The organism is Burkholderia sp. HI2714 (genome assembly GCF_002223085.1).
In the GTDB taxonomy this organism is placed as follows: Bacteria; Pseudomonadota; Gammaproteobacteria; order Burkholderiales; family Burkholderiaceae; genus Burkholderia; species Burkholderia lata_D.
On record NZ_NKFM01000131.1, the window covers coordinates 1 to 1,853 of the forward strand.

Here is a 1,853-nt window from a genome sequence, read left to right on the forward strand (position 1 = left end):
AGCAGCGCGAGGGCGTGATCATTGCGAACCTCGTGAACCGGTGGAACAGCTTCGGCAAGGCGATTTGCGTCAAGACAGCCTAATTGCGCCCGCAACCAACTGAGCGCATACCCTGTCGAACAAAGCCCATGCGATGCCCCTGCCCTGAACCCGAAAAAATGACATTTGTTGATTTCGCACCTGATTACGAGAGTGTAGTCTACCGTTGCAGACTCGAACGAGAGATGCAGGTCATATTAGGCGTCGGTCAATCTTATGGTAGACGTCCTACCTAAATTGATGGCCATATTTTCATGGAGCACTGAATTATGCAAGTTCTTGACAATGCAGAAATTGCCATTGTTGCTGGCGGTATTGGGTTTGGCCATGTAGCGATTACATTTGGTTCTGGACACCCCGGTTCAACCGTAACTTTTGCACCGGGACTTAAGTGGTCTTCAAATGGTGTTGATATCACTTCTTCGGTGTATCAGCTGAATGGAACTGCCGGCGGGACCATTACCATCGATGGTGGCTCTGTGAAGGTCGTTGGGAAGGCGTGAATATTCCTTCAGACAAATTCGGCTAACTTGGCGTCGATGAGTTCCTCGACCCAATGGGCGTCAACCGCATGCTTTGCGTTCTCGGGTAGGCGGTTGATGTTGTTGTGTAGCATTGTTGTATCGTTCGGTCCGTTGTGCGTCTGGCCAGCGCTTAAGCCAAATAATCAGGGCGAGAGGGATGTCACGGATCCGCACATCAAATAGTTCGAGTACGTAATATGGCATGAAGTCTAATGTCGATCCGGAAGATGAACGGAGCGCGTAGGCGCGTACTCTAGCAGGAAGTTGCATGGGCTTGCGCGACTGGATGGTGCTCGACTGGTCGAGCATATTCGGCGTAGGTTTGGGATTACCCAAGAATTTCGTATCCGTATCCTTTAGCGGCCGACATTATGTTATCCGCTGTTGCTGAGTAGTGTAGCATTTTGGCTCAAACTGGATCGGGCTGGTGCAGTCGAAGTCGAATGCAAGCGCTGATGATTGTAGACGCTCAGCCAATCGGTTACTCCGACTCTGCACACGGGACTTCACATTCTGACGCCTTATAGCTTGTGGCCGTAGATATTGGACGCTCCAGTCACTGTCCAGAATCAGGCCCATTGCAGGCCAACGGCAAAACCACGCCATGCAAGCGCAACTGCCGCTCTCCGCGTGTACATGCGACCTGAGCGACCGTCTGGCACTTGGCGGCCGGACAGATGTCCCCGAAGCAAGCGACGAGTTCTGCCAATTAGAGCCAGAAGGTGTTAATCAATGGCAATGTACCCAAGGCGCGCAACTGCACGGATGAGCGCGCGCCGCAATGGCGGTGTCGCCGAGGTGGTACGCCACAATGGCCCATTAGGTTCCGCGTTGCCCCCTTGATGCCGCACTCTGTAGTCGGACATGCGAAATTCAGGCGGTCGTTTCGAGCTGCGCGCAACGCGACCTCGGCGCGAGTTGAATCGCGCGCGTCAACACCGCCGCCCATCGAAATGGCAAGTGCATGGGTACGCCAACCCGTAATTGGTCGGACCTGCAAAACGTAGTTGAACCAAACCCGGCAAGGGATTGCAGGGAGTCGGATGTGCTGCGAACTCCCAGAGCGAATATCGATCTGATTTAAAACCTGGGAGCTGGAGCGCACCGACATGACCGACGATTTCTTCCGAAGCCGCCTTGATTCGATGATCGACCTGCGCCACCCGCTTGCGGTGCTCGCGACGCGCATGCCGTGGGCGCAGCTCGAAGCTACGATGGCGCCGCTGTTCGCGCATCGCAATCGTGAAGGCATTGCTGCGCAGGTGATCGATCTGTTCGGCGCGACAGCGC

Annotated in this window: 1 protein-coding gene and 1 pseudogene; both read left to right on the forward strand. The window is 54.7% G+C overall.

Annotated features, from left to right (window positions below; all coding sequences use genetic code 11):
- Positions 1–308: 308 nt before the first annotated feature.
- On the forward strand, positions 309–542 hold the full coding sequence (locus tag CFB82_RS43015) for a hypothetical protein (RefSeq protein WP_143751091.1): 234 nt from the start codon (positions 309–311) through the stop codon (positions 540–542).
- Between the two features lie 1,130 nt (positions 543–1,672).
- Positions 1,673–1,853, forward strand: a pseudogene (locus CFB82_RS41410) (IS5/IS1182 family transposase); the annotation flags it as partial.

Coding starts and splice junctions, on each gene's coding strand:
- CFB82_RS43015 (WP_143751091.1), top strand. CDS start 309: ATGCAAGTTCTTGACAATGCAGAAATTGCCATTGTTGCTGGCGGTATT.